The 8002-nt window shown below is 40.3% G+C and carries 7 protein-coding genes; 5 read left to right on the top strand and 2 right to left on the bottom strand.

Translation table 11 applies throughout. From position 1 onward, the window contains the following. Positions 1-215: 215 nt before the first annotated feature. A complete protein-coding gene (rpmE, locus tag A9479_RS19015) occupies positions 216-431 on the bottom strand; it encodes a 50S ribosomal protein L31 (RefSeq protein ID WP_008115018.1) in 216 nt (71 codons plus the stop codon). 230 nt (positions 432-661) lie between these two features. Between rpmE and priA the strand changes: the two genes are divergently transcribed. The 5 genes from priA to A9479_RS18990 all read left to right on the top strand — a co-directional run bounded on the left by priA (position 662) and on the right by A9479_RS18990 (position 5773). Further along, on the top strand, positions 662-2845 hold the full coding sequence (priA, locus tag A9479_RS19010; protein ID WP_058154060.1) for a primosomal protein N': 2184 nt from the start codon (positions 662-664) through the stop codon (positions 2843-2845). Between the two features lie 20 nt (positions 2846-2865). Continuing rightward, positions 2866-3393 carry an SPOR domain-containing protein gene (locus A9479_RS19005; RefSeq protein ID WP_028834485.1) on the top strand — a complete coding sequence of 176 codons (528 nt, stop codon included), beginning with the start codon at positions 2866-2868 and terminating at the stop codon, positions 3391-3393. Between the two features lie 80 nt (positions 3394-3473). Then, positions 3474-3992, top strand: a complete 519-nt coding sequence (hslV, locus tag A9479_RS19000; RefSeq protein WP_008115012.1) for an ATP-dependent protease subunit HslV — start codon at positions 3474-3476, stop codon at positions 3990-3992. Positions 3993-4004: 12 nt separating this feature from the next. Continuing rightward, the gene (gene hslU / locus A9479_RS18995) at positions 4005-5333 is read left to right on the top strand and encodes an HslU--HslV peptidase ATPase subunit (protein WP_013463899.1); all 1329 of its coding nucleotides are present in this window, start codon (positions 4005-4007) and stop codon (positions 5331-5333) included. Between the two features lie 65 nt (positions 5334-5398). Then, entirely contained in the window at positions 5399-5773 is a 375-nt protein-coding gene (locus A9479_RS18990) for a gamma-butyrobetaine hydroxylase-like domain-containing protein (protein WP_064664282.1), read from the top strand. Positions 5774-5843: 70 nt separating this feature from the next. Here the strand turns inward: A9479_RS18990 and A9479_RS18985 are convergent, their stop codons facing one another. Next, positions 5844-7724 (bottom strand): methyl-accepting chemotaxis protein, encoded by a 1881-nt coding sequence (locus A9479_RS18985; RefSeq protein WP_064664281.1) that lies wholly within the window; start codon positions 7722-7724, stop codon positions 5844-5846. Positions 7725-8002: the final 278 nt, after the last annotated feature.

Raw genomic sequence — 8002 nt, 5'->3', positions numbered from 1 at the left:
ACCTGCATTTGAGTACCATCTTTAAAGTTTAACAAATAAAAATATAGAGAATATTGGCTGTTTTGTCTGCAAATGTTTATGCATACTCAGAATAAGAACAGGAAATAGTTATGCAAAAAAAATAAATACAAAATTGCTAAGAAAGCAGGTAGGAAAGTAAATTTTGGCCACAAAAAAAGCACCCTAAGGTGCTTTTTTTACATAGAAACAAAAAATTATTTTTTGCTGCTAAGTGCACCGAAGCGCTTGTTGAAGCGATCAACACGGCCGCCAGTGTCTAAAATCTTTTGCTTACCAGTGTAAAACGGGTGACACGCAGAACATACGTCTAAGTGAATGTCTTTACACAGAGTAGAACGAGTTTCGAATTTGTTTCCGCATGAACAAGTTGCAGAAATTACTTCGTACTTAGGGTGAATACCTTCTTTCATAGGAACCTCTAGTTAAGGCCGCATCGCTCTCCAAACCCGAAGTTTGGCACCATACGTCGTTAAAACAAATTTATTGGTCGCGAATTTTATCCAACAACCCGCACGCACACAAGCTTTAATTACCCTTTTTGCTAAAAAGTCGGCAAACACCTATTCATTACTGATTTGTCGGTAGGCTTTTAATGCTATTTTTAGTACATTAAACCATTACGTTAATTGGTTGAGTTGTTATGCGTTTTGCTGAAGTTGCAATAAAAGTCCCCTTGCCTCGCACCTTTGATTATAAAGTGGATGAGCAATTAGTACCGCTGACTCAATTACAGCCTGGTATGCGCGTGTTAGTCCCTTTTGGCAATCAACGTAAAGTAGCGGTTATTCTTAGCTTAAAAGCGGAAACAGCAGTCCCCGAAGGCAAAATAAAATCTATTATTGAAGTTATTGACGACTCACCGGTGTTATCTGCGCAGCATTTAGAGCTACTGAAATTTACAGCGCGTTATTATTGCTATCCACTCGGTGAAACTATTCATATTGCATTGCCCAGTGCACTGCGCCAAGGTGAGTGCCCTGATAAAACCAGTATAAACATGGTGACATTAAGCGAAAAGGGGGCACTTTTACCGTCTTTAAAAGCTAAAACACAGCTTAATTTGCTTAAGCAATTATCAGCATCCGGTAAATCATCATTAACCGAACTCAAAGCCCTCGGGTTTAATAAAAAAACCATTGATACCCTTTTAGATAAAGAGCTAATAATTCAAACCATTGAGCACGACAATCAATGGCAACATACCTCGCCAACGGTTGGCAGCAAGCCTCGTTTGAATAAAGAGCAAGCCATTGCCTGCACTGCAATTAATCAAAGTACGGGGTTTAATAGCTTTTTGCTAGAAGGTGTCACTGGCAGCGGAAAAACCGAAGTTTACCTGCAATGCCTAGAAGAAGTATTAAAACGTGGCGAACAGGCGTTAGTGCTCGTTCCTGAAATCGGGCTAACGCCTCAAACGGTCAATCGTTTTAGACGTCGCTTTCCTGACACCCCTATTATGTTATGGCACTCGGCATTAACCGATAACGAGCGTCTGCAAACATGGCGCTTTTGTGAAAAAGGCAGTTGCGCCATTGTTATAGGTACCCGTTCGAGTATTTTTCTGCCATTTTTAAAGCTTGGGATGATTGTTGTTGATGAGGAGCATGATGCCTCATTCAAACAACAAGACACTTTACGCTACCATGCCCGTGATTTAGCTGCGTATCGTGCCTATCAGCATCAAATTCCACTTATTTTGGGTAGCGCTACGCCAGCACTAGAAACACTGCATAAAGCTATTAATAACAAATACCAGTTGCTTACATTAAGTGAGCGCGCACAAACCGCCACCGATAATCAGTTTAAGCTGCTCGACATGAAAGGTCAGCCTGATCGAGCCGGTATTGCACATGCCAGTCTTGCAATAATGCGCCAGCACCTGAATAGGGGAAAGCAGGTGATGGTATTTTTAAATCGCCGTGGGTTTTCTCCTACCTTGATTTGTCATGAATGTGGTTGGTTGAGTGAATGTAACCGCTGCAGCACCAGTGCGACTTTTCATAAGGCAATAGGCCAAATGATTTGCCACCATTGTGGCGATCAATATCATGTACCACATCAATGCCCTGACTGTGGTAGTACGCAAATCTTTCCTAACGGCAAAGGCACCGAGCAAATAGAAGAGTTTTTGAGTAGTGAATTTGCAGACACCCCGATCAGCCGTATCGACCGTGATTCAACTCGGCGTAAAGGTAGCCTTGAAAAAGCACTGGATGAAATAAACCAAGGCGGCGCACGTATTTTAGTTGGTACGCAAATGCTGGCAAAAGGTCACCATTTTGCTGATGTTAGCTTAGTACTTATTTTAGATGTCGATAGTGGTTTGTATTCGTGTGACTTTAGGGCTACTGAGCATTTAGCACAATTAGTAACACAAGTTGCAGGACGCGCGGGACGTTCTGGCGAACCCGGTGAAGTATTATTACAAACGCACTTTCCTGAGCACCCGTTATTACAAGACTTAGTTAATAATGGCTATCAAGATTTTGCCCGCTTTGCACTCACTGAGCGAAGTGATGCACAGTTGCCACCTATTACGAGTATGGCAATTGTTCGCGCACAAGGGCATAACATAAAGCAAGTCGTCGACTTTCTAACGGATTTGGTTCCTGTCAATGGGGTATCTGGTATACAATTGCTCGGACCGATCCCCGCGCCTTTAGAAAAAATTGCGGGAATGTATCGTTTTCAATTACATATTCAAGCGCAAGATCGACGCATACTACATCAGTATCTCGCGCAAATGGTTGATTATCTCAGCACTAGCAAACTTGCACAAAAAGTTCGCTGGAGTTTAGACGTAGACCCTACAGACATGATTTAGGTAAGGCCACATATAACACCATGGCACAGCACGATTATATTAATAAAAAACCAAAAAATAGAAAAAACACTAAACAAGAGCCGGCTAAAAAACCCTTCCCGTTTTTGTTAATTATTATTGCCTTGTTACTAGTCGGTGGTTTTGCATACGGACTCTGGTTTGTTAAAAACAATGCCGATCCAGAGCTTGTTGAAAAGCAAGCAAATCCAACACCCGAAAAACAAGTAGAAATAGCTAAACCGCGGCCACCTAAATTTATTAAAGAAATTAAAGAGCATGAGATTCAGGTTGAAGTAAAAGAACTTGAACAAAAAGGCCCTTATGTCATGCAATGTGGTTCATTTAGAACCCATCAGCAAGCTGAAACCTTAAAAGCTAAAATAGCCTTTGCAGGATTAATTTCAGAAATCAAAAAAACCACAGGCAGCAATGGTATTTGGTACAAAGTGCGTTTAGGGCCTTATGAAACCAAGCGTCATGCAGAAAGTGACAAGAACAAACTTAAACGAATTAATATTGTCGGCTGCGGAATTTGGGGCTGGACTTGAATTTAAACCATTCACCCATATAACCTCTTCATAATCGTTTTTTACGCGCTGCCCCTTGCAGCGCGATGATGAGGAATAACATGACTACAATCGTAAGTGTACGCCGTGATGACAAAGTTGTTATTGGTGGTGACGGCCAAGTATCTCTTGGTAACACAGTAATGAAGGGCAATGCCCGAAAAGTTCGACGCCTTTATAATGGCAAAGTTATCGCTGGGTTTGCTGGCGGCACTGCTGATGCCTTTACTCTTTTCGAACGTTTTGAAAGCAAACTAGAAATGCACCAAGGTAACCTCACTAAAGCGGCTGTAGAAATGGCTAAAGATTGGCGTAGCGATCGTGCCCTGCGTAAACTTGAAGCTTTACTTGCTGTTGCTGATGAAACAGCTTCGCTAATTATCACCGGCAACGGTGACGTGGTGCAACCAGAAAACGACCTAATCGCAATTGGCAGCGGCGGTAACTTTGCGCAATCAGCTGCAACCGCCTTATTAGAAAATACCGACTTAAGTGCTCGTGAAATTGTAGAGAAAAGTCTAACAATTGCTGGCAACATCTGTGTATTTACGAATAACTTCCAAACTATCGAAGAATTGTAATAGGAACTCGCTATGTCTGATATGACCCCAAGAGAAATTGTTCATGAGCTAGACCAACATATTATTGGCCAAGCTAAAGCGAAAAAAGCGGTTGCTATTGCCCTTCGTAATCGCTGGCGCCGTATGCAGTTAAACGAAGACCTGCGCGCAGAAGTAACGCCAAAAAACATCTTAATGATTGGCCCTACGGGTGTGGGTAAAACTGAGATTGCTCGTCGTTTAGCAAAGCTTGCCAATGCTCCTTTTATTAAAGTTGAAGCCACTAAATTTACAGAAGTAGGTTATGTCGGCAAAGAAGTTGAAACTATCATCCGTGATTTAGTTGATGTTTCAATTAAAATGACACGAGAGCAACAAACTAAAAAGTTCAAACATCGCGCAGAAGAAGCGGCTGAAGAACGTATTTTAGATGTATTACTGCCTCCAGCGAAAGATCAATACGGTGAAGTTCAGCGTGATGAAAATTCATCGACACGCCAATCGTTTCGTAAAAAGTTACGCGAAGGCCAATTAGATGACAAAGAAATTGATATTGATTTAGCCCAAGCTCAACCTAATATTGAAATTATGGCTCCTCCTGGTATGGAAGAAATGACCAACCAGTTACAGGGAATGTTTCAAAATATGGGTGGTGATAAACGCACTAAGCGTAAGCTTAAAATTAAAGAAGCGTTTAAGTTACTTACTGAAGAAGAAGCCGGTAAACTGGTTAATCCTGAAGAATTAAAAGAACAGGCCATTTTTGCAGTAGAGCAAAACGGCATTGTGTTTATTGATGAAATAGACAAAATTTGTAAACGAGGTGAAGCCTCAGGCCCAGATGTAAGTCGTGAAGGTGTACAACGTGATTTACTTCCGCTTATTGAAGGCTCTACCGTTAATACTAAGCACGGCATGGTAAAAACTGACCACATGTTGTTTATTGCCTCAGGTGCATTCCAAATGTCTAAACCATCAGACATGATCCCTGAGTTACAAGGCCGTTTACCTATTCGTGTTGAACTTGAAGCACTCACAGCCGATGACTTTAAACGTATATTAACTGAGCCACACGCGTCACTTACTGAGCAACAACGCGAGCTACTCAAAACAGAGCAAGTCGCTATTGAATTTAGCGACGACGCAATTGAGCGTATTGCTAAGGCAGCATGGCAAGTAAACGAAAAAACCGAAAATATCGGTGCGCGTCGCCTTCATACAGTTATGGAAAGGCTAATGGAAGAGATTTCATATGACGCTTCTGAAAAAGCGGGTTCAAGTCTTGTTATTGATGCCGCCTACGTTGAAAAACACTTAGGTGCGCTAGTTGAAGATGAAGACTTAAGTCGTTTTATTCTTTAATTGAAAACACAAACAGTTATACTAAAAGCCTCCAATATGGAGGCTTTTTTGTAAGCGAGATGACGATGAAACAAGTTACAAAAGTGCACTATCATAGTGTGAGTAAAAATTTAGATGTTTATTTTGATGATAACTCTGAAGTTATATTTAGCGCTGAGTTTTTACGGGTACACTCTCCCTCAGCAGAGGTTCAAGGCCATGGATCTGAGCCTATGAAGTTAGTACTAAATAAACAAGCAGTGGGCATTAAAACCATTACGCCGGTAGGGCATTACGCGTTACGTTTAGAGTTTGACGATGGCCATAACAGCGGGCTGTTCAGCTGGCAATATTTTGCTAAGCTACAAGCTGAACAAACAAGCTTATGGGATACGTATTTAGAGCGTGTTAAACAACATGAAAACAATAAAGACAGCGTACCCATAAAGTTTATTCCCTAGTATTTAGTCTGAACTTATACTCTGTGAATGAGAAAAAAGCGGCAATTAAGCCACTTTTTTCTGTTAGTAGTTAAACCTTATATTTTGAAATTGCTTGATGAAGTACCCTTGCTTGCTCAGAGACCTCTTCACTGGTTTGCGCATTAGTTTGTGAGTGAGCCGCAGCCCCCTCTGCAATATCTCGAATACGGACCACGTTTTTATTTACCTCAGAAGCCACCTGACTTTGCTCATCTATAGCAGTAGCAATATGTGTACTCATTTCCATAATAGTTTGCACATCAATGGTAATTGATCCTAGCAGCTCACCCGCTTTTGTTGCTTGTGTAGCACTTTCGCCACCTTGAGTACGACATTGGTGCATGATACTCACAACTTCTTGAGTACGCTGTTGTAGGGTGTTAATAATACCTTCTATTTCGCTGGTTGACTCCTGCGTACGCTGTGCAAGTGAGCGCACTTCATCTGCAACAACCGCAAAGCCACGACCTTGTTCACCCGCTCTCGCCGCTTCAATGGCAGCATTTAAAGCAAGTAAATTAGTTTGCTCTGCAATCGCACGTATCACATCAAGTACAGAACCTATGGTTTCACCATCTTTTTCTAGCTGAGACACCACGCTGGAAGCTTTACCAAGTGAATCAGATAAGGCATTAATATGCTTAATAGTTGACTCTACTTCAACCTGACCTTGCTGGGCGCTTACATTGGTCGATTCAGCTTTTTTAGCCGCAGCTTCTGTATTGTGTGAAATATCTTGAATCGTTGCCTGCATTTCTGTAGCAGCGGTTGCTACCATGTCCGCTTCATGTAATTGCTCTTGCATACCAGAGCTAGTCGCTGAGGTTGTTTCAGATAGGTTCCCTGTTGCTATATTAAGCGTTGTTAGAGCCGTATTTACTTCGTAGATGAGATCTTTAAAGTCACTAATTAAACTATTAAAGTCTATGGTCATCCTCGTTACCTCATCTTTCCCTTTGTGCTCTATAAACAAACTTAAGTCATTGTTTTGTCTAATCTTATCTATTGCTTGATAAACTTTTTCTATAGGTTGGATAATCGAACGACTGGTTAAGTACACAAGTAGCATAACGATGATACTTGCAATTATAAAAATGACTATTGCTAATAATTGCGCCTGCTGCGCCGTTTCAGTTACTTGCTGTTTAGTCGCATTAGTGATCAAAGTAACCACTTCATCACTTTTCTTAACACTTATTCTCATTTTCCCTAGGGCACCCGAATTTAAATCGACGCCTAGTTCCACCTGCGCCTCTACCAATGCAGTAAATTTATTTTGGTAGTTGGTCATTAACGAGACCAATTGATTGCGTAAATTTTTAGGTAGCTCTGCAGCATTTACTTGTTGTTTTAACTCGCTTGCAAATTTATTAAATCGATCTAAATACTTGGTATCTAAACGTAACATAAAATCTTTTTCAGCTCGGCGCAGCTGTAGCATAGTGGTGAGTAATTGGTAATTATTTTGCTCACTGAGCAATGTTTCTATTTCATGAACTGCTTCTCGCAGCTCGCCATATAAAGCATCTTTAGGGTGCAACCCGATTTTATGCTGTAGTTTTACAACATTTTGAAAGTCGTCATAGTACTGTTGGGCTAACGTAGAAAATTGATTGACCTGAGCCGTAGCAATATTTAAATCTGCAGATAAAACAGATAGCTTTTCTAGTTTAAATTGTAGTTTTTTATATTCTTGTGCAAATAGCTCTAAACTAGACTCATCTTTGTAAAACAAAAAATCTTTTTCGTATTTACGCATCGAAAGCTCATGCACATCTAGCTCTTCAGCGTACTGAATAGTTTCATTTAATTTAAGCATAATACGTGCTTCATAAATGATGATGCACAGCATAACAATCATTGCTAAGCCAACGATTAATGCGTTAAATTGTAAACGACGTTTAATCGTTAGATTCTGTAAAAAGTTCATTGTAAATACCTATATTAAATTTTCCAGTTCAGTATAACGTGATGCTTTTTTGTATTAACATAATTTTGTTACATGAAATAAACAATAATGCCTATCATTAAAAACCATAAAAAAGGGCTACCAGTAAAATTTAACCATTAACAAACTCCCTTTATACAAATGGACAATATAATCATCGGCCTGATCACAGTATTGTTTAATTTTAACAGTCTCGCCAATCAGAACTTAAATCTCTCGCACTTATAAGCGCTCAGTCCATAGCTTTAAAAATATTTATT

The organism is Pseudoalteromonas sp. MQS005, assembly GCF_001661605.1.
GTDB lineage: Bacteria > Pseudomonadota > Gammaproteobacteria > Enterobacterales > Alteromonadaceae > Pseudoalteromonas > Pseudoalteromonas tetraodonis.
This window is presented reverse-complemented; position numbering and strand designations above follow the sequence as displayed.

What these genes read in the sequence shown, in the direction of transcription:
- rpmE (WP_008115018.1), bottom strand. Translation starts at nt 431, where the DNA reads ATGAAAGAAGGTATTCACCCTAAGTACGAAGTAATTTCTGCAACTTGT.
- priA (WP_058154060.1), top strand. Translation starts at nt 662, where the DNA reads ATGCGTTTTGCTGAAGTTGCAATAAAAGTCCCCTTGCCTCGCACCTTT.
- A9479_RS19005 (WP_028834485.1), top strand. Translation starts at nt 2,866, where the DNA reads ATGGCACAGCACGATTATATTAATAAAAAACCAAAAAATAGAAAAAAC.
- hslV (WP_008115012.1), top strand. Translation starts at nt 3,474, where the DNA reads ATGACTACAATCGTAAGTGTACGCCGTGATGACAAAGTTGTTATTGGT.
- hslU (WP_013463899.1), top strand. Translation starts at nt 4,005, where the DNA reads ATGTCTGATATGACCCCAAGAGAAATTGTTCATGAGCTAGACCAACAT.
- A9479_RS18990 (WP_064664282.1), top strand. Translation starts at nt 5,399, where the DNA reads ATGAAACAAGTTACAAAAGTGCACTATCATAGTGTGAGTAAAAATTTA.
- A9479_RS18985 (WP_064664281.1), bottom strand. Translation starts at nt 7,724, where the DNA reads ATGAACTTTTTACAGAATCTAACGATTAAACGTCGTTTACAATTTAAC.